This is a genomic window from Cerasicoccus maritimus (assembly GCA_031296935.1).
In the GTDB taxonomy this organism is placed as follows: Bacteria; Verrucomicrobiota; Verrucomicrobiia; order Opitutales; family Cerasicoccaceae; genus Cerasicoccus; species Cerasicoccus maritimus.
Map to the genome: position 1 here is coordinate 1 of JAVDPD010000019.1, position 22,229 is coordinate 22,229.

Annotated in this window: 22 protein-coding genes; 10 read left to right on the forward strand and 12 right to left on the reverse strand. The window is 54.7% G+C overall.

From position 1 onward, the window contains the following. Positions 1 to 330: 330 nt before the first annotated feature. From RBB62_RS12570 to RBB62_RS12580, 3 genes are read right to left on the reverse strand one after another with little or no spacing between them, the layout of a single operon-like run. Complete coding sequence (locus RBB62_RS12570) at positions 331 to 1,473, reverse strand: PstS family phosphate ABC transporter substrate-binding protein (protein WP_309399243.1); 1,143 nt, start codon at positions 1,471 to 1,473, stop codon at positions 331 to 333. A gap of 21 nt (positions 1,474 to 1,494) precedes the next feature. Beyond that, positions 1,495 to 3,441, reverse strand: a complete 1,947-nt coding sequence (locus RBB62_RS12575) for a formylglycine-generating enzyme family protein (RefSeq protein ID WP_309399245.1) — start codon at positions 3,439 to 3,441, stop codon at positions 1,495 to 1,497. Beyond that, entirely contained in the window at positions 3,431 to 3,754 is a 324-nt protein-coding gene (locus tag RBB62_RS12580) for a hypothetical protein (RefSeq protein WP_309399246.1), read from the reverse strand. Before RBB62_RS12580 ends, RBB62_RS12575 begins: the two co-directional genes overlap by 11 nt. 377 nt (positions 3,755 to 4,131) lie before the next feature. Between RBB62_RS12580 and RBB62_RS12585 the strand changes: the two genes are divergently transcribed. Continuing rightward, positions 4,132 to 4,692 (forward strand): hypothetical protein, encoded by a 561-nt coding sequence (locus RBB62_RS12585; protein WP_309399247.1) that lies wholly within the window; start codon positions 4,132 to 4,134, stop codon positions 4,690 to 4,692. Positions 4,693 to 4,723: 31 nt separating this feature from the next. Here the strand turns inward: RBB62_RS12585 and RBB62_RS12590 are convergent, their stop codons facing one another. After that, positions 4,724 to 5,572, reverse strand: coding sequence for an outer membrane lipoprotein-sorting protein (locus tag RBB62_RS12590; protein ID WP_309399248.1), 849 nt, complete (start codon positions 5,570 to 5,572; stop codon positions 4,724 to 4,726). Between the two features lie 272 nt (positions 5,573 to 5,844). On the opposite strand from RBB62_RS12590, the gene RBB62_RS12595 reads away from it, so the two are divergent. From RBB62_RS12595 to RBB62_RS12620, 6 genes are all read left to right on the forward strand, one after another. Then, positions 5,845 to 6,336 carry a hypothetical protein gene (locus tag RBB62_RS12595; protein ID WP_309399249.1) on the forward strand — a complete coding sequence of 164 codons (492 nt, stop codon included), beginning with the start codon at positions 5,845 to 5,847 and terminating at the stop codon, positions 6,334 to 6,336. Between the two features lie 6 nt (positions 6,337 to 6,342). Then, positions 6,343 to 8,079 (forward strand): alpha-L-rhamnosidase-related protein, encoded by a 1,737-nt coding sequence (locus RBB62_RS12600; RefSeq protein ID WP_309399250.1) that lies wholly within the window; start codon positions 6,343 to 6,345, stop codon positions 8,077 to 8,079. Between the two features lie 341 nt (positions 8,080 to 8,420). Continuing rightward, a complete protein-coding gene (locus RBB62_RS12605) occupies positions 8,421 to 9,212 on the forward strand; it encodes a LamG-like jellyroll fold domain-containing protein (RefSeq protein WP_309399251.1) in 792 nt (263 codons plus the stop codon). Further along, on the forward strand, positions 9,205 to 10,047 hold the full coding sequence (locus RBB62_RS12610; RefSeq protein WP_309399252.1) for an alpha/beta fold hydrolase: 843 nt from the start codon (positions 9,205 to 9,207) through the stop codon (positions 10,045 to 10,047). Before RBB62_RS12605 ends, RBB62_RS12610 begins: the two co-directional genes overlap by 8 nt. 34 nt (positions 10,048 to 10,081) lie before the next feature. After that, positions 10,082 to 10,294 (forward strand): hypothetical protein, encoded by a 213-nt coding sequence (locus tag RBB62_RS12615; protein ID WP_309399253.1) that lies wholly within the window; start codon positions 10,082 to 10,084, stop codon positions 10,292 to 10,294. Between the two features lie 277 nt (positions 10,295 to 10,571). After that, the gene (locus RBB62_RS12620; protein WP_309399254.1) at positions 10,572 to 11,024 is read left to right on the forward strand and encodes a DUF5990 family protein; all 453 of its coding nucleotides are present in this window, start codon (positions 10,572 to 10,574) and stop codon (positions 11,022 to 11,024) included. A gap of 234 nt (positions 11,025 to 11,258) precedes the next feature. On the opposite strand, the gene RBB62_RS12625 is transcribed toward RBB62_RS12620, so the two are convergent. Continuing rightward, entirely contained in the window at positions 11,259 to 11,633 is a 375-nt protein-coding gene (locus RBB62_RS12625; RefSeq protein WP_309399255.1) for a transposase, read from the reverse strand. On the opposite strand from RBB62_RS12625, the gene RBB62_RS12630 reads away from it, so the two are divergent. Beyond that, positions 11,632 to 11,967, forward strand: coding sequence for an integrase core domain-containing protein (locus tag RBB62_RS12630; protein WP_425499894.1), 336 nt, complete (start codon positions 11,632 to 11,634; stop codon positions 11,965 to 11,967). The genes RBB62_RS12625 and RBB62_RS12630 overlap by 2 nt on opposite strands. 515 nt (positions 11,968 to 12,482) lie before the next feature. Beyond that, positions 12,483 to 13,079: a hypothetical protein gene (locus RBB62_RS12635; RefSeq protein ID WP_309399256.1), complete on the forward strand. Its 597-nt coding sequence runs from the start codon at positions 12,483 to 12,485 to the stop codon at positions 13,077 to 13,079. A gap of 167 nt (positions 13,080 to 13,246) precedes the next feature. On the opposite strand, the gene RBB62_RS12640 is transcribed toward RBB62_RS12635, so the two are convergent. The 4 genes from RBB62_RS12640 to lnt form a co-directional block, all read right to left on the reverse strand. Beyond that, complete coding sequence (locus RBB62_RS12640; protein ID WP_309399257.1) at positions 13,247 to 13,495, reverse strand: hypothetical protein; 249 nt, start codon at positions 13,493 to 13,495, stop codon at positions 13,247 to 13,249. Between the two features lie 50 nt (positions 13,496 to 13,545). Beyond that, positions 13,546 to 14,397: a diaminopimelate epimerase gene (gene dapF / locus RBB62_RS12645; RefSeq protein ID WP_309399258.1), complete on the reverse strand. Its 852-nt coding sequence runs from the start codon at positions 14,395 to 14,397 to the stop codon at positions 13,546 to 13,548. 93 nt (positions 14,398 to 14,490) lie between these two features. After that, positions 14,491 to 15,633: a hypothetical protein gene (locus RBB62_RS12650; protein WP_309399259.1), complete on the reverse strand. Its 1,143-nt coding sequence runs from the start codon at positions 15,631 to 15,633 to the stop codon at positions 14,491 to 14,493. Between the two features lie 133 nt (positions 15,634 to 15,766). Then, positions 15,767 to 17,239: an apolipoprotein N-acyltransferase gene (lnt, locus tag RBB62_RS12655; RefSeq protein ID WP_309399261.1), complete on the reverse strand. Its 1,473-nt coding sequence runs from the start codon at positions 17,237 to 17,239 to the stop codon at positions 15,767 to 15,769. Positions 17,240 to 17,387: 148 nt separating this feature from the next. Between lnt and RBB62_RS12660 the strand changes: the two genes are divergently transcribed. Beyond that, positions 17,388 to 19,556, forward strand: coding sequence for a DNA polymerase domain-containing protein (locus tag RBB62_RS12660; RefSeq protein WP_309399262.1), 2,169 nt, complete (start codon positions 17,388 to 17,390; stop codon positions 19,554 to 19,556). A 20-nt stretch (positions 19,557 to 19,576) separates the two neighbouring features. On the opposite strand, the gene RBB62_RS12665 is transcribed toward RBB62_RS12660, so the two are convergent. From RBB62_RS12665 to RBB62_RS12675, 3 genes are all read right to left on the reverse strand, one after another. After that, positions 19,577 to 20,782, reverse strand: a complete 1,206-nt coding sequence (locus RBB62_RS12665) for a peptidylprolyl isomerase (protein WP_309399264.1) — start codon at positions 20,780 to 20,782, stop codon at positions 19,577 to 19,579. Positions 20,783 to 20,931: 149 nt separating this feature from the next. Further along, positions 20,932 to 21,459, reverse strand: coding sequence for a DUF5069 domain-containing protein (locus RBB62_RS12670; RefSeq protein WP_309399266.1), 528 nt, complete (start codon positions 21,457 to 21,459; stop codon positions 20,932 to 20,934). Positions 21,460 to 21,482: 23 nt separating this feature from the next. Next, positions 21,483 to 22,220, reverse strand: a complete 738-nt coding sequence (locus RBB62_RS12675; RefSeq protein ID WP_309399267.1) for an RHS repeat domain-containing protein — start codon at positions 22,218 to 22,220, stop codon at positions 21,483 to 21,485. Positions 22,221 to 22,229 lie beyond the last annotated feature (9 nt).

Sequence of the window (22,229 nt, forward strand, 5' to 3'; positions counted from 1 at the left end):
TAACTACAAACCCTTACCAATGAGAAACGACAATGCTTACCATTGGTAGTCAAGTGGGATGGAGCTCGGACGCTTACTATTGCTCGATAGCTGTTTGGGTTCTTTGATGGCTTTGAGTTAACCTCTGCGAATGCGCACTTTTGTGATAAGTGCGAAGAATAGCTCAATTTGGTTGAGCCAGCTGGAGTATGATGGGATCAAATGCAGCTGTAAGTGTGATCGCTTTTTCTAAGCCTGTATCTTGGGGCAGTGGATTTATTGTATAAAAGCAAGCGGTCCCAGCTCATGCCGGGACCGCTTTAGGACTGACTTATGGCTATAACGGTCTGCCTAGAGACCAAGTGACGAAAGTTGTTGTTGAGCGGTCTCAGCACTGACGGGAAAGTATCCATTGTCCTCGACCTTCTGCTGTCCATTGTCGCTGTATACGTAGCGGATGAACTCGGCATGGAGCGTCTTGGGCTCGGTGCCGGGGCGGTGATTGAAGGTGAGGAAAAGATTGCGGGCGAGCGGGTAGGAGCCGTTGACGGCATTTTGCTGGTTGGCGGCGATCGGCTGACCTCCGTTGGCTAGCGGCACCACTGCGACGCCTGGGGTTTTGTATCCGAAGCCGCTGTAGCCGATGCCGTAGCGGTCGTTTTCAACCGAGCGAACGACATCTTCCGAGCCGGCCAGCTCGCGGTTGGTGCTCTTGTAATCGCCTTTTTTAAGCACCTCGTCTTTGAAGAAACCATAGGTGCCGGAGGCGCTGTTGCGGCTGTAAACGTTGATTGGTTTATTGGCCCAAGTGCCCGTCAAGCCAAGGTCGCCCCAGGTCTTGATGTCTTTGTCAGCCCCGCGACGGCGGGTAGAAGAAAAAATGGCGTCGAGCTCAGACATCGAAAGGCCCACATCTTTAATTGGGTTGTCAGGGTGCACGTATACGGCCAACGCGTCAATGGCGACAGGCATGGAGGTCGGCTTGTAACCGAACTTTTGCTCGAATTTCTCGGCTTCGGCAGACTTGACTCCGCGGCTCATGGGGCCGAAGTCGGAGCGGCCTTCAACGAGGGCGGGAATTGCAGTGGAGGAGCCCTTACCCTCGTGAATCACGCGGATGCCGGGGTGGTAGCTTTTGAAGTCCTTTTCCCAGTCGGCCACAATGCCATCCATGGTGTCGGAACCAATCGAACGAACGCGGCCGCGAACAGCATGGCTCGGCGCGTAGTGTGGTAGCGAGGGATAGACTGGCGTCACCGTTGTTTGATAGCTGGTGGGCGCAGTGGCGGCGGCAGCAGTTGATTCGTCGAAGTAAGATTGCGACTTGGATGACGAGCTCTTGGACTGAACCGTCTGGCTCTGCATTGGCTGGGAAGCATTGGTCGACGAGGCGGTGTTAGTCGAGGTGCTTTCACTACAGCCCATGAAGAACAGGCTGCCAATAACGCTCAGTAGAGCTGTCTGAGCAATGCGTGTGGTTGGAATATTTTTCATGACGTTTTCGGGAGTTATCAGTTAGAAATTGCTGACGACGAGGACTGGGCGAAGGCCAGTGTAGTCATTGGCGACTACGGGGGAGGCTTCACTGCGGTTGGCGCTGCGGGCCAGATAGGGGTCGTCCATGTAAGAACCACCGCGCACAATCTTCATCGCCAGATCAACGCGGCTTTCGTTTTCGGACGGGCCGGTTGGGTCGGTCTGGGCACCTGGCTGGTAGGGCGCGCTCCAGTCAGCAGTCCATTCGGAGACGTTGCCGTGCATGTCGTAGAGTCCCCACTGATTCGCTTTGCCAATGGAGCCGACCGCGGCGATGCCATCGAGGCCTTCGCCGGTCGGGTCGTAGATGTTCGCGTCGCGGCTAGTAAGACGCTCGGAGCCGTTGTTGTAGGGGGTTTGGGTTCCAGCGCGCGCGGCATATTCCCATTCTGCCTCGGTGGGGAGGCGGTAGGTTTTTCCCTCCTTTTCGCTTAGACGCTGGCAAAACTCAACGGCTTGCTCCCAGGTGATACTGTGCATGGGGAGGGTTTTGCCGATGAACGCCTGATCGACATTGTCGAATTTGACTCGGTTACCCATGACGGCTTCCCACTGCGCTTGAGTCACCTCGGTGGTGGCGATGAAGTAGCCTTTGGTAATGGTGACTTCAGCCTGAATTTCATCGTTGTCGCGGAAGGCTTCCGAGTCGGGAGAACCGCGGGTGAATTTACCCGGCACGATGTAGGCGAACTGCATGTCGACGGAGTTCGTGATGACTTCACCGGGCTGGTAGCGGTTCTGGTAAATGTATTGCTTGGCTGTAGTGTTGGAGGGATCCAGCGCGACAATTTTCTGATAATATTGAATCGCGTCGGTGGTGTTGCTGGCGGCGGCGGCTTTAGATGCGAGCGCATTGAGCTGGCTGATTAGGCTACTCTTGATTTGCGGCAGCTTTTGATTCTCAGCTGAGATGGTTTGCACTGCGTCCGTGTAGTTGCCTTTAGCCGCAGTTGCTTCGGCGGCCTTAATTTCGTTTTCGATGTTGATCCACATCGTGGTCGGGTAGTTGCGGATATCGCCCAGCCCGGCTTGGTTGATTGCGGCATTGAACTTTGCCTTGCTGGAGGAGACGGCGGCCTTGCCGTATGAAATTGCGGATTCATTCCAGAGATTTGCAGCCTGTGAGTAGTCTCCGTTGGTGTATGCCTGGAGCGCGGATTGTTTGTTGGCCACTGCACGCGCCATGTTCATCGCGTCGTATTCATCGGCATTTTGTTGCTCTGCAATTTTCGTTAATGCTTCGGCGCGGTCGCGAGCGATCTCAGCGGTAGCTTGCGTGACTTCCTGCGTGGCGGCCTTTGGCTCGGGCTTGGTCTGTTCTACGGGGGCGGTTGGCGCTGGTGTTGGCGCTGGAGCTTGCGCAGTGGTGGACGCTGGCTCTGGTGTTTCCTTGGAACCGCCCATCGACATCGCAATGCCGACACCCGCGAGTATGACTACCGCGGCAATGCCGATAATCGCGCCAGTCGGTGGCCCGGATTTTTTTGTTTGCGGAATGGGACTGGCGGTAGCGCTATCACCCGATTCGCTGATTTTAAGGAAGACAGTTTCGCCCTTTTTTGATTTTTCCCGGACGATTCCGGAAGTATCTGATTTTGCCATGGATTGTCGGTGTTTGCTAAAAGCGTTTTCGATAGAAACTAGGTCTGCGCCCTGACGGCACATGACGGTGATAAGACGGTTGTCGGTTCGCGTTAAATAAACGCAGCCCGACGCATAGCGGAGCAGGAGGCAAAAGCTCTGGGGGTAGTAACTGTCGACGGCGTAAAAACAGTTCAGTATCCAAGTCGCGAACTCAGTGCGCTTGATGCGGTTGGCGTATGAGCCTAAGTCTTGCGACAAGACGGCCCCTTTGACGTCCATGACCACATAACCTTCAACGCCTTTGGTTCTACCGAGTAGATCCCTGATGAAATTAAGTTCCATGGTTGGTATCCAAAAGGCGCTCGGCAACGTCTTGATGAATGACGCCCGCTTTGCGGTCATTGCATTCAGCGAAGGTCACTGCTTCGTGGGGCTGGATGACGTGCATCTCCAGCATTTGCTCCAAGCCCAGGCTTTGCCCAAGCTTTTGGCCGATGCGTATGAAGTCGGTGGTTGCCGAAGTCAGGTCACTGTCATGAGAACCACGTTGTGCGGCCACGGCACCATCGGGCCGTAGTTCCACCATGCTGCGCATACCGGATTTATTCCTGAGCTTGCGCAGTGATTGACTCTCGTTGACGGATAACTTTTCCATAGATTCGGATTAGCGAAACCGTTCTGTGCTTTAAGAGTCCAATCCAAATCCAGCCGTACACTGAACTTTGACATTCGTAACGGATACGACGCATTGGAGCGTCTTTTCTCTACAGGAATCTCTGTAGGTTTTATTGACTGAATTCCTAAGGAATAGGCGTATATTTGCTTGCTTAACCTTTTTGTAACCAACGCGTTGCAAGAGTGTCATCTTGTGTGCCGTTAGCGTTAAATGTTACAGGGCAGTCGTAAATGAAATCGACTTTTAAGGGGTATGAATCAACCATTTACAGCGTATTCAGTCGTTAAGTTTTAAAAACACTTTTTAGGATTATGTTAAGGAGAAGAGAGGCATTTCGTGAGTTTTCACTATACGAATTGTTAAGTGAGTCTAAGCCTGAGCACCACGAGGGGATTCGTGAGCTGTGGGGGAACGCCTCGGTTCATTACTTGGTGGTTTTCGGCAAGAAGCGGATGGGTGAGAAGGCGATTCTCTCGGTTGGTCCAGACCTTGACTATAAATCACTCGACGAAGTGATGAACCTGGTGCTCGATGGCCTGCGCGCGATTGGGTATGTAAAATGTCTGATCCTGGAGCAAATTGCCCGTGAAGGCGTCATGGCCGAGGCAACACGCCATTTGGAGAAAGAGCAGCGGCTTCAGCGTGAAGAAGAGGCCAATGAGCGAGCTAGCGTCATGGCGGCACGGGATTTGGACGAGGCGTGGAAGATTATCCGTGATCGTGAAAAAGAGCTGGATCAACGCGAAGTCGAGCTGCGGACGCGGGAATCCTATATCGAAGAAAGCGAAAACAAGCTCTCCGAAATTGCGCAAGCACACTACGAGGCGGAAAACGAACTCGCCCAGCGTGAAGAAAGCTTGCGCAAGTGGCAGCTTCGTTTGGAAGCCCGTGAGGCCTTATTAGGCGCCAAGAGCTAACGAATATTACGATGCGCTCTTGCCGAAGCCGTCAATTGCCGACGTCGTCAATTTCTACCAAGAGCCCGTTGACATCGGCTTCGCTAATCGATGGCAAATACTCTGCCTCAAAGAATTGATTTTCAATCGGTAGATTCAATCGGCTCTTCAGGACCTTGAAGACCGAGATCGTGCCCGTTTGCATGTTGGTCATGACCGCAAAGCGAGGGCGGACCGTTGTGCCGTCCACATCTGGCGAACGGTATTCGTAGGCTTGTAGTTCTTTGACGGGTTCGCCGTCCAATTCGTCGTAAAATTCAATCTTGCGCACCTCGAAGGTGGTCGGATCGAGAAAGATGTTGCGCGCTGCGTATTGGCTGCTGTCCTCTGAGGCGGGTACGGCCTGAACGACGGCGCAGATTTCGCCTTGGGCCACCGCATCGGGCAGGCGCGTGTAGGTGTAGTTGCCAGGTGTTTCACGTACGAGGTCTTCATAGGCAAAATCGGAACCCATGAATTGGCCACTGCCAACCGATCCGAGTTTGAGGGGCTTGCCCTGTGCCGGCAGGTAAAGGTATTGGTCGATTGTGTCACCTGAGATGTTGGAAAGCACGCTGACGCCTTCAATATCTTTGGGAAGGACCATGCGAATGAGGTAGTCGTAGGCACCGTCGTTTTTTTTCTCTGTTAATGCAATGAGACGCTTTTTAATGACCTCATCGGTAGGTGTTTCTGTCTCGAAAGTTTTTAGCTCAATGAAAGCGAGTTCGGAATCCACAGTTTGGCTGGCGACATATTGCTCCATCAACTGACGGCCATTGAGTTGTGCTGTCTCATCGGCTTGCAGCACGAGCGGGGTGAGGATGATCGCGAGGGAAAGCGTGAAGTAATTTTTTTTCATAGCAGATTTCTTTAACAGCATTGGTTTCCCATAGCCGCATGCAATCAAGCTGGCCAGAAAATTTACATGTTTGCACTGTGGCGATATGGTCTGCCGCTGGTCCTACGGTGATGAATGACCGCAGCACTTTATGCTATTTGAAGAGGTGGAAACTCCATAAAACAAAAATATTTAAGGGTTTTTTTACGAGCATCTGAGCGTGCGAATCTTGACGCGGAGGATGTCGTCTTTCAACGTGCTTACTGGACATTATCCCCCAATAAATTGCCCTAATGGATCCATTAACAACTGCTAAATCCCACCGTTTCTTTGCGGTGGAGGCTTTCAATGAATGTTGGGAGCTCATGCATCTTCCCGAGCGTAATTCGGATGAAGAACGTATGATGCTCCGACTTGCCGAAACGTCATTCTGGCACTGGCAACATGCTGCCGGGCGAAAAGCGACTAATGACGCCGTAGGCTACTGGCTTCTCTCACGAGTTTATGCTTTGGTTGACGATGCTGCGACTGCTTTAGACTATGCCGAGAAGGGAATCGAGGTCGTCAAAGGACACAAGCTTAACGCCTTTTATGTCGGTTATGCTTGGGAAGCTGCCTCTCGCGCCTATTTCTTGGCGGGAAAGACGAACCAAGCAGAGCAAGCGCTTGCTAAGGCCAAACGGGAAGTTGCCAAAATTTCGGACCCAGCCAACAAAGCTGCGCTTGAAATGGACTTGCTTAATGTCCGACCAGTTATGGAAACTAGTGGCTCCGCAATTGCGTGAGCCGCTATGAGATCCCCCCATTTCACCGTAACGCCACAGCCGCTAACCCTATCCCGTATTGCTCCAGTCAACGTCCGTCAGCTTGATGGTGGCGCTTGGTTGTTGGACTTCGGACGGGCGGCCTTTGGCACGCTGGAATTTGCCACGTCGCTTGGTCGAACTCTTGTCCACCTGGGCGAGAAGCTGGACGCTGAGGGGAGGGTTGACCGTAACCCGCCCGGCTGCATTCGCTATTGCTGTATCGAACTGGATGTAAGCGAGGCTGGCGAGCGCTTGGTTATCCCGCCAGATCAACGCAATACCGGTCCGGGCGCGGTCAAGATGCCGCCGGAAATCGGCGAAGTGTTTCCCTTCCGCTATGTAGAGGTGGAGGCGGGCCCGGACTTCGATCCGCAGTGCGTGACGCAGCTCGCGGCGCATTATCCGTTTGACGACGATGCGTCGCATTTTGAGTGCTCGGACTCCGGGCTCAATGCGGTGTGGAACATCTGCAAATACACGATCAAGGCCACGACGTTTTGCGGCGTTTATGTGGATGGCGACCGCGAGCGAATTCCTTACGAAGGCGATGCTTACATCAACCAGCTGGGACATTATTGCACCGATCAGGAATACGCTATGCCGCGCTATTCGCACGAGTACCTTTTGCAGCAGCCGACCTGGCCGACGGAATGGCAATACCACTCCGTAATGATGGCCTGGGAGGACTTTTGCTACACCGGCGAGAAGGCATCGCTGCGCAAGTTCAGTGGCATACTCCAGCGCAAAACACTGATCGACCTTGCGCGTGAGGACGGCCTAATTAGCACCAAAGAGCCCGCACCGACACGTGAGTTTGAGGAGTCGCTCAATTTGTGGAACGAGCGCTACATTTTCGACCACGGTTTACGTGACTTGGTTGATTGGCCTCCCGGCTCGTTTGCGAGTGGGGGAGTCGGTGAGCGCGACGACCACGACATGCGTCCGGTGAATACGGTCGTCAACGCGATGCACGCCTATGCTTGTCGCTTGATTGGCAACATGCTCGAGCTACTCGGTGATACGGCCAAGGCCGCGCGCTACCATGAGCAATCCGTGCGGGTGAAACAGCGCCTCAATGAACTCATGTGGCATGCCGATCGCGGCGTGTATGTGGACGGTGAAGGCTCGGATCATAGCTCGCTGCACAGCAACATGTTTATGCTGGCGTTCTGCTTGGTCCCGGAGGAGCGCCAAGCGAGCGTGGCGGCGTTTATTAAATCGCGTGGTATGGCATGCAGCGTTTATGGCGCGCAGTATTTGCTGGAGTCGCTTTATAATGCTGGAGAGGCCGAGGCTGCGCTGTCGCTCATGACCGCTGAGCACGACCGCGGCTGGCTCCACATGATCAACTCAGGCAGCTCGATGACGTGGGAAGCCTGGGATTGGAAATACAAAAACAACCTCGATTGGAACCACGCTTGGGGTGCCGCGCCGGCCAACATCATCCCTCGCTGCCTGATGGGCGTTAAGCCGGAGGCAGGTTTCCGGCGGGTGACGATTCAGCCGCAACCAGCGTCCTTGCGTTGGGCGAAGTTGAAGCACCCAACGCCGCATGGGCCGATTCATCTTTCGCTGGTCAATGAACCCGGCCAAGCCATGAGCCTGGAGCTCGAGTTGCCGGCCGGCGTTGAGGCCACGGTTATTTTGCCCGACGCATCCGGCACGCTACAAACGTTTCAAGGTCTGACTGGTCGCCATCATCTCAACCCCGCAAGCGCCTAGCCCATGACCAAGCAGAACATTCTTTTCATCTTCACGGATCAACAGCATTGGGAGCCGAACAACTGCCAGGACAGCACGTTCAATTCACCGAATATCGATCGGCTGGTTCGGCAGAGCACGGTGTTCGGTAGAAACTAGAGCGCCACACACTCTACTGGCGGTGGAGGGAAGGAGCATCAGGGCCTATCTAATGATCCATGTGAGATTGAAAAACTGACGGCGCATGCGGATTTTCATGATGAAAAGCAACGGTTGCGCAAGGAATTGGAAAGCTGGCTTGCGGCGAACGACGATCCGTTTCACTCCTATAGCTGCACCAATTTGGCTGGAGAGCCGATCGCATGACAGAGACACCACACTCCGGATTTTTGATTCCCCGCCAGCCCAAGGATTTCCCGGGCTTGGCGGCCTTTTGGCAATTTAATACGCAAGCCGATTCATTTCGGGCGCAGCAGGGCGAGGCTTATACGCTAACACCCAAGCACGCGGACATGCGCGTGGTCGATGATGCAGGCTCGCCGTTTGGCGACAAGGCGTTGGAGATTCAAGAAGGCGACTGGCTCACATGCCCGCGCGCGGAATGTCCGGCGCTCGATGTGCATGGGCCGGATGGCCACCTGACCGTGATGGCGTGGGTGAAACGTCAGCCGACTCAACATGGTGGCTGCGAGTTCGTGGCCGGGCAGTGGAACGAGACCCACCTAGGCCGCCAATACGGACTCTTTTTGAACATTCGCGTGTGGGACCAATTTAATCAAGTCACCGGCCATATCTCGAATGTGGGCGGGCCAACGCCGGGCTATAAATACTGTATGGACGGCCCAGTCGGCGCGACGGAAGTTGCCTGTGATGAGTGGTCCGTAGTCGGCATGAGCTACGATGGTTCGCACGGCTATGCGTGGTTAAACGGCCGACTGGATTCGCGCCTGGGCTTGAACCCATACAGCCTCGCTGGTGGACTCCACGACGGCGGGCCGCAGGGATCGGACTTCACTGTGGGTGCGGTGGATCGCAGCGGTGAGATGGGCAACTTCTTCAAGGGGCTGATCGCGGGCGTGGCGGTTTATCGTCGCGCGCTTAGCCCGGCGGAAATCTATGCCTTGTCCACTTTGAGAATCGATTCCGATGAATAAAGAAGCTCCCGTATTGTTCGATGAATCAGTCCGCTTGGAAGCGGATCTGGAATATCTAGGTTCTGACCGTGCTGAGAAGCTGGACGTGTATTTGCCGCCCGAAAGTTTCGAAGGCCCGCGTCCGGCGGTGCTGCTGATCCACGGTGGTGGTTGGCGCATGCTCGACAAGGGTATGGCGCGCGAAAAAAATATTGGCTACACGCTGGCCTCGCATGGCTACGCCGTTTTTTCGATCAACTACCTGCTCAACGAGGAGACGTGTGATCCTACTACTGGTGAGATCGTCGACGAGAAAGTTGCCTGGCCGCAGAACCTCTACGACTGCAAGACGGCGCTGCGTTGGATTCGCCTGAATGCCTCGCGCTTCAACGTGGACACCGCGCGCATTGCGACGATGGGCGGCTCCGCAGGTGGGCATTTATCCATGATGGTCGGCTGCACGGCGGATAGTGAAAGCCTCAACCAGGGCGGTCTCTACCTGGAGCAGTCCAACGAGGTGAAGTGCGTGATCAATCTCTACGGTTTGCACGAGATTCGCGATCCTTGGACGAAGGCCTTCGCCGGCTCAACTCCGGAGGAAACAGCGGCCAATGTCCAAGCTGCTTCGCCTGTGAGCTACCTGGATTCCTTTCCGCCGATTTTGATCCTGCACGGCTCCGCGGATGAAACGGTCTCCGTGGAATACTCGAGGGACTTGGCAGCCAAGCTTGAGGAGAGGGATTTGCCATACTGGTATTTCGAAATCGGTGGCGCGGGGCATTCGTTCCATCTTCAGCCGGAGCAGATGGACCTACGTCCGTTAGTCTTACAGTTCCTGCGTGAGAATTTGGACTGAGTCGAAGATGACTGTCAAAAATTCTAGAGATAACATGAAGTTACCGGGTCCAGCCCTTGCTCAACCCGGCAACTTCATGTTATCTCTAGTCGATTTCTGCCAAGATCGCTTCGGTTTCACGCAGGATCGCTTAGGTTTGGGACTGGATCGCCTAAGTTTTGCGCAGGATCGATGCGTTCTGGTGATAGAAAGCCTTGGTCCGACGCTGGAACACTTAGGTTTTGACGTGGATTTCTTGGTTTTTTAACTGTTACGGTCATCAAACCTCTGACGCTGCGGATGGCTCTACATGGGGCAACGTGCGCAGTTAGATCGAGGGCAAATGTTAATCCGATAATCCTACCCATTTTTTCTCTGAATCCCAGAGCGTCGCCAACGCTTCGAGCCAATCCCAGGTAGTGGTTGGTCCCAAACACTCCATCATTTAATCGAATCCTCAAGCTGCTGAAGGAAGGAAAGCAAATTGACTGCGTTTACTGTGGGTAGCCCCTGCGGCGTGAAGATTCTTTGATTAGTAAGAATTTATGTTAAAAATAACAATAAAAGGATACAACTTACCCGGAGAGAGGTTTGAGGATCCTCACAAAGGAGACGTCAAAGAACCTGTATACGTTGGAATACAGAAGGGGAAGGAGACCATTGATCTAAAGTCAGCAGGTTTGGATGAAGTTGAATTTGAATGTGAGCTGAAACCATCTGAAACAAAAGATGGAAGGCTCCATTTTCTTGGGCCCTATGTGCATGGAAAGGCTGGTGATCGTTTTCTATACCTTGGGTGGTTTATTGGAAATGAGGATATTGCTGGGAAAAGATTCCGAAGAACAAAGATAAAGTTAAATCATTTGAGCAGAAATGATATCGACACAGCCATCAAGAAATCGAAACCACTGATAGTAGAGATTGACTTGACTGGCGATGACGGTGGACCCCTTTGTGGATCAATGACGGAGGGTAATATGCTCTGGAAAAATTGCTAACAAGTCAGTGCGCACAACTCCGAGTGGCTGGCATCACTCTCCTGCTATTTGACGTTAAGCGTGAGGTTGCGCGCTGTCAGTCTATGTTGACGAAAATGGCCGAAGAGTCGCCAACCGATGCGCTACGAGCGCTCGTTTCCGCTGTTCGCGATTTGCTCATTCGGATCAACGGCGTGCCCAGGGGGCATCAATAAGATGCAACTGCTAGCTTGAGTTCTATGCAGTTTCTTAAAATTAATTGTCAAGATACATTTTGATGCATGCGAGGTTCACAAATGCGGCAAATGAAGTCACCGTTTTGCCATTGCGTGTGGTGAGTCTTCGGTTGTGTTTGAGCTTACCGATGGTGTTTTCGACCAGATGTCTAGCGGCAGAAAACAGCTTCTCATGCGGAATCGTTTCCTTACGATTGTTCTTTGAGGGTATGACGTCTTCGTTGGCTTGTTGCACGACACCTTCACGCACGGCGTTACTGTCGTAACCCTTATCTGCAATGACGGCTTGGACTACCTGTTCGCATTGCTTAAGCAGGGCGGGCGCTTGGGTGCAATCGGCGCTTTCGCCGCCAGTAATAATGAAGTGCATTGGGTAGTCCAAGGCGTCAACCATGAGGTGTAATTTACTGCTGAAGGCTCCCCCGCAGATCTTCAATACCCAGGGCAGCCAGTTCACTGGAGAGGCCTTCACTGGTGTGCTCAAGGCGCACCAGATCAAGATCAGTTTGGACGGCAAAGGGCGTGCCTTGGACAACGTCATGATCGAGCGGCTCTGGCGTACCGTAAAGTATGACGACATCTATATTCGTGACTACGAGACGATGGCTGAGTTCTATCAGGGCCTCTCTGCGTTCTTCCGCAAATATAACGCTCGCAAACACCAGATACTGAGCATGAGCCCGCAAGACAAGTATCGCAGCGGTTTTGAAATCAAGGACGCCGCGTGAGAAACAATCCACCACGGCTGCCTTCGCTTCGCTCCGGCCTTGCCGCTACGCGGCACCCCTGCGGGGACGGCCTGCACTACGCCAAGGCAGTTGCCAACCAACCACATCATCAACAAACATCCTTCCAGTCTGGACTTTCATCCCAAACACAACTGGATTACATCTTAACAATCAAGGCAACCTGTCCAAGGTTTGGGACCACCTCACAACTACAGAATTAATTTTTTAAGCGGCTCGATCAGTCGCTCATCGACCGCATTCAGATACACTGCTTGGGCTTTCATGAATACGACGATATAAGTATAAAATCAGAGTAAAACTCTTTTTTTCACTTTTAGAACACTACCTAGGCTTGCCAATGACTTCAGATAAGGTATCTGTATTACACATACCGCTCAAAATCAGCTGTGGCTATAATGCTTTTCAATACACTCTCCCAATATCTTAGAGCGATTAAGCTACCATGCGTGTGGCTAATGCTTTCCTGTTCGCCCGCTTGGGCGTCACTTCAACTGTTGATTGACTTAGAGCAGGAAGAGTTTTGGCTCGAAGGGTCCGATACTGGCACGCTGACGCAAGATTCAGAGCTGGGTGATAATTACGTATTTTGGTCCTTTTACCAGCAGGAAGCCCCATTCTACGGGATGAACCTTCCGTCCGGTGTCCTTTACTTCCCCGACTCTTTTCCCGTGGATGGTGCGGACACGGGCACACCAGTCAATTATTCCAATGCCGGTGCATTTGAAATGGAATACGTGACGGCTTCCATCGCCGAGCAAGAGACCAATTCAGGCAACAAGTTTGGCGCTTTTGGCGTCGTGGGAAGACTTCATCCTTCTGGCGAATTAACGATCACCGGTGCCGGATACGCCGAGCGAGTCAGCTATAGTGATCTGCATGATAAATCTTTTTTTGAGGCGATGATTGGGCAGTCCGTTCCCTATGTCGTCAATCCTAACGATCCCCAAAGTGGATGGAGTAACCTTGAGGTCGTCGCTGGTGTTCCTGAGCCAGCGTTCACGACACTGATCATCGCCGGCGTCTCGCTTATCTTTGTATTACATCGAGTAATGAATGGTCGAAACTCAATTCGATCAACCGTGACCCATTAAAACGTAGTCTCCTGAAAGCAAACTTCAGAGTTTAGGAGTTCGGCTTCCTTGGTCAGCCGGTGTCCCTACTGGGGTTGCTTTTACCTCTTCGTCAACTTGCTGGGTGATACAAGCCCGGCCGGGAACCAGGCTCCACCTTTCGAACACTCCGCAGGAAGTATGTATGTTTAGCGGGGCGTATTTTTGTGCAAAAGGTCGGCGACTTCCTTTGGGGCGGCGTCTTCGAGTTCGCGGCCCTTGCGCTTGAGGTCCTCACAGGTCTTGATGAGGGTCTCGGTCATGCGGTCATGCGTCTCCTCGGAGCCACCGACCACGGCAAACTTTTCGGCCTGCGTGATCCGCTTATGGCCGTCTTTGTTGTCCAGGCCGACGCCGAGTAGCGCTGCTTTGCGCTTGGGCTGGGAATTTTGTCTCATAAATGAATTGCTGCTAGTATTATGCCTAATCGGCAGAATTCCGCAAGGGATTAACTGGGAATGACTTGGTCCTGCACGGCGTCTTCCATCAGGAAGGTGCCGACGCGGGTCGCCGGGCCGGTCATGGTGACGGCGTAGTTCTCGCCAATATTGATCTGGATGTCGCCGCCGGGGCAGTGCACGAGGATCTGGCCGTCGCAGGCACCCATTTTGTGGGCCACGGCGGCTGCGGCGCTGCTGGAAGAACCGGAAGCCAAAGTGTAGCCGGCGCCACGCTCCCAGATTTCAATCTGGATATTGTTGCGGTCGAGCACTTTAAGCAGCTGCACGTTGGTGCGGTTCGGGAAGCGGCTGGTCATGTTTTCCAGGACCGGGCCAAGCTCGCAGGCAAGTTTCTTAGAATGATCTTCCAGCGGCAGGACGACGTGCGGGTTGCCGATCGTGGCGGCGTAGGTGCTGTAGGTCTGGCCGTTGATTTCGACTGGCTCATCGAGCACTTCGCGGGGCGGGCCGTTGACCGGGATCACGTCGCTGTGGAAAGAAACTTTGCCCATTTCGACTTCGATGGACTCGCCGCCATCGTGGATCTCGACCGTCACGACCCCGCCCAGGGTGTCCACGGTGAACGGCTGGTCGGTGACTTTGCCGGTGTCGAAGAGGTATTTCGCAAAAATGCGCAGGCCGTTGCCGCTCTTTTCCGCCTCGGAGCCGTCCGGATTCCAGATTTGCAGGCCGAAGTCCGCCTTTTCGGTGGGGAGGGGGCCGTAGAGAATGCCGTCCGAGCCGAGGCCGAAGTTACGGTGGCAGATGGCCACTGTTTGCTGCGGGGAGGGCATCGGGGCGTCCGCAGGGTCGAGGACGAGGTAGTCGTTGCCGAGGGCGTGGTATTTGTGAAATTTCATGGTGCGCAAAAGCCGACAATTGAGAACTTGAGAAATTCTCTGTCAAGGCGCTTTGCAGGATAAGAATCCACAGAGCATCACTATTTTCGCCGTTTAACCTTCGTCGGGCGAAGCTTCAGGCTTTGCGGCTTTCTTCTGGCGGCGGTGAAAAACGTAGGCTGCGCCGATCAGAAACGCGCCAAAGGCGTAGGTGCTGGGCTCAGGTAACACGGGAACCACTTCGCCAGAGCTTAGGATGCGTGCTTCGTAGATACCGGTCGTGCCCCACGGGTTGACGAAGTAGATGCTGTTGACCTGGCTGGTGGTCAGGCCGCCGGAGCTGTTGCCAAAGTAAACCTGATCCAAGCCGCCGCCTTCGCTATCGCCATTCCATCCGGTGATGTAAAGATCGCCAGTCCAGGCATTGCCCGAGCTGTTGCTGAAGTTCAGGGTGCTGCCGTCTCCGAGGTCGGAGCCCAAGTCGATGGTGGAGGTTGTGGACAGCGTGAGGGAGCCCAAGGCGTCGCTATTGTCATTCGCGTAAAAATTGCCCCCGGCCAAGGTCAGGTCGGTCGAATTGCCGATCTGGTTGTCGCGATTGAGGATGAGGGAGCCGGAGTTGAGCGTGATGCTGCTGCCGGCGATCGCGTTGCCGCTGGTCTTGTTGAGCGTGACCGTGCCGCCGTTGATAACTGTGCCGCCCGAGTAGGTGTTGCCGGTGGAGCCGCCGATCTCCCACGCGCCGTCGCCCTGCTTGGTGACGGTGGAGGCACCGCTGAGGGCGCCGTTGAAGGTAACGGTACGTCCGCTGGAGGCCTCTACGTGCGGATTGACGGCATTGAAGTTGATGTTGCCGTTGACGGTGATGTCGCCAGTGGATGCAAAAAACTTGCTGTCATCGCCTCCGGGTGCGGTGCCATTCGAGAGGTTGATGGGCGCGTTGATTGTCAGCAAATAGCCATTGGACTCATTGACGACTGTGTAGCCGGTGCCGCCGCTTTGGTCGGTGTCCAGATTAAGGGTGGCGGTACCATTGACTGTCCAATTGCGGGTCGCGGTGTTCAAGAGGCGTAGGTGGTCGGCATTGGCGTTGGTGGAGCCAATCGAGATGGTGCCGTTGCCGCTGGCGCCGATTTCCGCCTCGGTGGTGATGGATGGAACGCCGTTGTCCCAGTTGGAGCCGCTATGCCAATTGGTGCTGCCTCCACTGGGAGTCCACTCCGAGCTGCCGCCGGCAAAGGCATTGGATGTGGCCAATAAAGCAAAACTCCCGAGGAGAATTCCTCGGTGATGTATTGTTCGCCAAACTGTAAGCGTATCTTTCACCCTATTGGGATTTATCGGATAACTTACTTTATACTTAATTAATCTGACGCGAATCAACTAGAAATCAAAGCAGCGGGACCTGACCAACCATCCAGCCGCGGCGGTAGTCCCTAACTAGCTCTTTATCAAATGCTTCCCCGCTTGGGTAAATGATCAGGGTGTTGTTGGCGTTCCCGACCCGCACCCAGGGTTTTCGCGTTTCCATTACGTTGAGCATGCCGGCGGCTAAACGCATGTCTTGCATGCGGTTGTCGCCAAACCAGGAGTCGTTGGTCATCGACACCAGAATATCGGCGCCTTCGGCCACCCAGCGACGGGCAACGGAGGGAAACATGTCGTCGTAGCAGATGAGCGGAGCTATCTGAACGCCTTTTCGGAGCTCAATTGGTTGGAAATTCTCGTCTTTGGTTAAATTGTTCACTTGAGGAAAAAGGTCCCGCATGAATGGCAAAAACGATTCGCCGGGCAGGACTTCACTCATGGGAATCAAGCGCTTCTTGGAGCGCATTTCGGAGCTGGCGGCACTCGGATAGAGGAAATGAGCGATGGAAGCTGTCGAATCGGTGGCGGGGTCAACATTTTCCAGGGAGCAAAATAAGAGCGCCGCTTGGTTTTGGCTGCGCCATTGGTTGATCAATGAACGGGGTTGCGGCTGGGTCAGGTAGTCGATGCGCAGCGGAAATTCCGGCCAGACGATTAAGTCGATATCGGGGTGTTGCTGAAGGGCTTCGGTGCTCAGTGGGATCAGCAGCAGGTCTTCGCGGGTGTAATTTTCCGGGAACGGGAGGTCGACTTTGGCAGCGTTTTCAGGCGGTAGCGCTGGCTGAATCAACGCTACTTTTACGACGCGGCCTGCGGTAATCGCTGCTTGCTCGCGGTCCTCCCAGACCCCCTGTCGCCAATGGCCAACTCCGACAAAGGTGATGACCAAAACGATGGCTGTGGGAATGACGCCCTTGGGCGTTTGGCCCTTCTGCCAGAGCGATAGGACAAGCTGTGCAATGAGCCAGTTAAACGCAAACAGCCACAGGCTCAGTATCCAGGAGCCGCCGAACTCCGCCCATCCGTAGGCCCAGGGAAACTGATACAGCGACAAATAAAGCCCGGCGGGAAAAACAACCGGAAACTGCGTGACGCAAGTAGCGAAGATGAAGGGCGTGGCGATGTGCCCGGCTCGGCTCCAGCGTGCAGTCAATTTATGGCTGATCCAGGCGGCAAGCGCGTAGGGAATGGCTGTCCAGAGCGAGTTGATGGCAATCAAGGAAAAGGCCAGGGCGAAGGGTTGCCCAAACGCCGCGATCGGGTAGCGTATGAGCGGGTACGACAGCACAAAGGCAAGCACGCAGGCTACCGCAAACCACAGCGCGGCAACGGCTTTCGCCGAACGAGCGGTTGAGAACACCGCAAACATGGGCACCCACGCAATGAACGCGCCGAGCGCCACGTAGCCCGGAGGCATGGCCAGCAGAAACAGCGTGGTGCTGGCCAAAGCCGCTGCGCCCCATCCGAGTGCATGCTTGTAGTTTGCTGTTTCCATGCGGGGCACTACACACCTTTCAAGAGCGGAAATCAAGATCGCTGACGCGGTCGCACTGTCGCCCCCTGGAGCTTTTTTCTTTCAATGAGTCGTTTTGAAAATGGTTTATGTGCTAGACGTTTGAACAGCTATGCGCTTGCCTGTGTGTGTGACTGAGAAAACGACCGAAACCCCCATTGCCGGCGTCTGGATTGATGCCCAAGGCCAAGCACATGCTGCTGCCGTTAACGGCGCCGCGCCGCGTGTTGAGCAGACGTCCGCGTTCCAACCGTTTGTCTGGCTGACGGCGGATTTGCCCGGCGCCGAGGATCTGGAAGGGGATGGCGCATTTGCCTGGCGGCAGAGTTTTGACACACCGGGCGAGCTGGCGGATTTCACCAAGGCGCACAAGGGGGAGGCCGCGATGGAATGGCTGCGTCCGCTGGAGCATCAGTATCTGCTGGCCAGCGGGGAGCGCCTTTTTCAGGGCATGACGTTTAACCAGGTCCGCCGCGTGCAACTGGACATTGAAACCTTCAGCGAGGACCTGGGCTCGTTCCCCGATGCGCGTAATGCGGGCGACCGCGTCATTGCCATTGGCCTGCGTTTTGGCGACGAGACGCGGTTGCTCGAAATCGAATCCCTCGACGACGATGCTGAGCGCGCGTTGATGGAATCGCTCAACGAAGCCTTGGCCGAGCTGGACCCGGATGTCATCGAGGGACACAACATTTTTAAGTTCGATTTGGATTACCTGAAGACCCGCTGCAAGCGCTTCAAGGTGCCATGTGCGTGGGGGCGTTTTGGCCAAAAGGCGACGTTCCGCAGCAGTCGCATTCGCATTGCCGAGCGCTGGATCGACTACACGCGCTGCGACATTCCCGGGCGCACGGTTTTCGATACCTTCCTGGCGATTCAGATGTATGACATCACCACGCGCGACTTGCCAAGCTACACGCTCAAGGCCGCCGCGCGCTACCTCGGCGTGACGACTGAGGCCGACGAACGCACCTACCTGGCGCCGGAAAAAATCCAGGTAATGTTCTTTGAAGACCGCGAAACATTCCGTGCGTATTTGCTCGATGACCTCCGCGAAACCAAGGGAATTGCCGAGCTGCTGTTGCCGACCTACGTAGCGCAGGTGCAGGTGTTTCCCATGACGCTGCAAGAGGCTTGTTTGCGCGGCACGGGCGCGAAGGTGGACCTGCTGTTCCTCGACAAATATTTCCACGCCAACCACGCCATTCCAGCGCCGCCCGAGGTGAAGCCCTACGCGGGCGCCTTTAGCAAAAGCTTTGTCGAAGGCGTGTTCCACCACGTGATGCATTTCGACGTGGCCTCGCTTTACCCGAGCCTTTTGCTGCACATCGGGCGCAATCCGGAGAACGATTCGCTGGGCGTGTTTATTCCGCTGCTGACCGAGCTGCGTGACTACCGTTTGCGCTACAAAAAGCTCGCCCGCGAGGAGTCCGACCCCGTGCTCCAACGCGAGTATAACGCGCGGCAGGCGAGCTATAAAATCCTCATCAATTCATTCTACGGCTACCTCGGGTTTGCGGGTGCGCGGTTTGCCGATGGCGACCTCGCGGCGGAGGTGACGAAGCAGGGGCGCGACCTCATGCAAAAGCTCATCGTGGAGTTCCAGCGGCAGGATTGCACGGTGCTCGAAGCGGATACCGACGGCATTTATGTGTCGTCGGAAAAAGACTTCGTCGACCCGGAAGCTTTGCTTCGCAAAGTATGCGCGGTGTTGCCCGATGGCATCGACCTGGAATACGACGGCAGCTACGAAGCGATGTTCTGCTACAAGGCCAAGAACTACGCGCTTTACGACGGCGAAAAGGTCAGCATCGCCGGCAGCGCGCTGCGTTCGCGCGGCATGGAGCCGATCTTAAAAGACCTGACCAAGCGACTGATTTATTCCAGCCTTGGCGCGACCGATGAAACGCCCGAAGCGCTCGAAGCGGAGATCCGCAAAGACTTGGCCGATGGCAAGATTCCGGTCAAGCGCTTGGCCAAGCGCGAGTTTCTTTCGCAGAAGCCCGAGGCCTACCAGAAGGCTGTGGAGCAGGGCGGCAAGTCACGCCGCGCGTCGTTGGAAGTCGCGCTGCGCATGGACCCACTGCCGCGCATGGGCGAGAGCGTGAGCTACTACATCACGACCGGCCCGAAGTCGAAAAATCCGGACTGGCAAGTCGCCCGCAGTGTGGACGAATTTGACGCCGATCAAACGCCGATCGATGTGAACTACTACCTCCGCAAAATCGACGATTGGCGCAAGCGCTACCAGAGCTACCTCCAAGGCGGCGACAATGCGCAGCAGGGCGAATTGTTTTAATTCACTTTGCTATGCAAAGCTTAGGGGACGGTGAGTTTGATTTCGTATTCCAACCCAGTGATGAAATCTTCTGCGGAGCCGCTGGTGGCTTCGAGAAACAAGATGGCCTCACCGGTTGTGCCACCCGAAAGGTAGAATTGTAGCGGACGGACTACAGGCCCCTCCAGGTAAATTGTTGCATGGTCTCCGCCGAAGTCGTGCCATTCGTAGTAATTGATCTCATATGACGTGCCACCAGTTTGGTTGAAGTTACCGGTCAGGTCGCTATTGAGTGGGATGGTGTAGATAACGGTGGAGGTAGAGGCGTTAATGATCTCAATTGTGTAGCCGCCATTGGGCAAGCTTGGGTATTGGGTGCGGACTCCAGACCAAAAGCCTTGTGTTCCACCCGGCAAGGTTGAGCCAACCGAAAATGCTTGTACTCCTGTGCCGGTATTATAGCGTCCAAGGCTGCCAATAGAACTCCAGGTTTGGAGGTCCGGGCTGCTGTAAACATTATAGGACATGTCCGGCTGAATATCGAAGCTCAAGTAGTATACATCGTCCACTACAGAGGCAGTGATATCCGATTCGCCCAAGGTGGGAATGTTATAGGCAGAGGCGTCAAAGGCAAGGGCGGCTGAACCTTGCCGGATGATCGTAACGGAGTTGATCACGATATCTTCATCGGGCTTGTCATCGGTGGTCGGCGCCTCGTTGATCGCAGTGACTACCGCCATGCCGTCGACAACTTCGCCAAATATCGTGTGCTTGTTATTGAGGTAAGTCGGTTGGCTGACCGTTACAAAAAACTGCGATCCCCCGCTGTTGGCGGCGCCAGAATTCGCCATTGCCAGCAAACCAGTCCGGGAAAAATCAAAGTTGGAATCATTGAAGATAATCTCGTCAAAAATATTGTAGCCTGGGCCATCGGTGCCTTGTCCATTGGGCGAGCCAGCTTGGTTCATGAAGCCCTCGATGACTCGGTGGAAAATGATGCCATCATAAAACGGATGGTTTTGCTGAATCTTGCCAGTTGTCAGATCGAGCCACTCCTGTGTGCCTTCGGCCAGGCCGATAAAGTTGGCTACGGTCTGCGTAGTGTCTTCGAAGTAAAGCTGGCACGTAAACTCGCCCATGCTGGTGTCGAATACCGCATATAGGCCGTCCTCGGTCGGGGTGAAGGCTTGCGCTTGGCCGCTGAAACAAGCCAGGGCAATGATGATGGAAAGAAAGTTTTTTCGCATGAGTGCTGAGGGTCTGCTGAGCAGGCTGAGTCTTGATTCAATGGTAAAACGTCGCCACGGTGCAACCATGAATCTGGGGGCTCCAGACCCTGTTTAGTGATGGTGGGATGAGCTAACCGCTGGGTTTATTCCCGGGATGAGCGCTTCATTCAGCCTTCCCCGATGTGCTGCTTGACCCAGCTGACGATCGCGGAGTCGTCGTCGAAGTGGTCTGCGACGACCTTTAAAAACTGGGCGGGATGGATGTCGTGGAGCTTCAGGAATTTGCGGTCGCCGGGGCAGCTGTACATGGTGTCGGGGTCGAGCTCGCCGCGGAGCTTGGCCCGGGCTTTGGCGGTGATACGGGGGAGCCAGACAATGCCGTCGGCCTCGGCGTCCTTGGCGGGGAGCTTGGCTGGGGCGATGGTCTGATCGCTGGGTTGGCCCTTCATCTTGTCGTGGAAATACGAGCGCCGCACATCGGTTATCATGGCGAAGGTGGTGAAATCCGGCTCGCCGACGGCATTGTAGTCTTCGGCGAAGTCATAAATCTCCTGCGTGCTCACGCCGTTGGCGGTGAGCCAGAGGGTTTCTTCGGTGGTGAAAATGGTGGTGGAGTCGCGGTTGCCGTCGGCATAGGCGTCGACTGCTTTTTGCCAGAGGGTTTTGAGCTGAGTGTGATAATTATAATGCTTCATCGGGTTTCTTCCCAACAAAAGATTTAACGGTGTACGACGCGAACGAAAACTTGGGATTCGGATTCGGGCAGTTCGATTTCCACGGTGCTTTCATCGCCGCTAAAATTACCGAGTATAATGATGCGCTGGCTGCCTGTGTAGATTTCTGGATTGGGCAGGATTGGTTCGTAGTCCCAAAAAATCATGTCCGTGCTGGTCTGAATGGAATAATAATCGCCGCTGATTGAGTTCCAGGTAACGGCCATCTTACGGCCACCCGCGCTTTCCACGGTCACAGTTTTGATGACAAACGGAGTGGGGTCGATGGCGAGCTTGGGCAGTGTTTGGGCGGACTCGCCATCGTCGTTCACCGCGACGACCCAGTACTCGTAATTCGTTTGGCCATAGATGTTGGTGTCGGTATAGGTCGTGCTGCCAGCAGGCAGGGTGGCGACAACGCTAGCGTTAGGATTCAGTTGGCCGTCAGGATACAGGTTGAGGCGATAAACGCGGTACTCGGTCTCGTTGTCGGCCTCGTCCACCCAGCTAAGCACAGCTTCGCCTTCTTCGCTTCGTGTGGCGGTGAATCCACTTGGCGCAGCCGGTAAGTCGAGGGTGGTTGTGTTTAGTAGGTTGCCCGCCAGATCATAGGTGTAGGCAATGCCGCCACCGGAGGGGTAAGCCACTCGGGTGAGGCGCCCGAGGTCGTCAAACTGATGTGAGCGCGCGTTCGCTACTGGGATGAGCAGGGTAGAAACTAGGATGAATGTTAGGTACTTCATGTTCGGCGC